The 742-nt window shown below is 48.9% G+C and carries 1 pseudogene; it reads right to left on the bottom strand.

What is annotated here, in order from left to right:
- A pseudogene (locus R7Z50_RS26935) lies at window positions 1-742 on the bottom strand (excinuclease ABC subunit UvrA); the annotation flags it as partial.

Here is a 742-nt window from a genome sequence, read left to right as displayed (position 1 = left end):
CTAGACCTTTAATCGACTTATAAGGCGATGGGTGTGCAGTAGTAGCGCCATTGAGTTGGGTGTGTGCAATTTTGAAGAACGTATCGTTGATCAAGGTTGATTTACCGGAGCCTGACACGCCAGTAATACAGCTAAACAATCCGACAGGAATAGACAAGTCGACGTTCTTCAGGTTGTTACCTGTTGCACCTAGTAGCTCGACGGTTTTCTTTGGATCGCGAGGGGTACGCTCTTTAGGGACTGCTATCTCTTTTGCGCCACTTAGATATTGACCTGTGAGAGAGTTCGGGTTGGCGATGATCTCGTCCATGGTTCCTTCGGCAACCACATTACCGCCGTGCACCCCCGCTCCCGGGCCAATATCAATCACGTGATCGGCACAGCGAATGGCATCTTCATCGTGTTCTACCACGAGTACGGTATTACCTCAATCGCGCAAATGAGTCAGTGTTTTTAGGAGTCGTTCGTTATCACGCTGGTGGAGGCCAATCGACGGTTCATCTAAGACGTACATGACACCAACAAGACCTGCACCAATTTGGCTCGCTAAGCGAATGCGTTGTGCTTCGCCACCGGATAGTGTCTCTGCACTCCGGGATAAATTAAGGTAGTTCAAGCCCACATTTACAAGGAACTGTAGACGATCATTGATCTCCTTCATGACCTTTTCTGCGATTTGCGCACGTTGACCTTCTAGCTTGAGTGTTTGGAAGAAGGTAAGGGCATCTGCAATACTGAGCTC

This window comes from Vibrio sp. 1249-1 (genome assembly GCF_033340495.1).
Note: the sequence above shows the minus strand (reverse complement) of the source record. Positions and strands in the feature narration are given on the sequence as shown.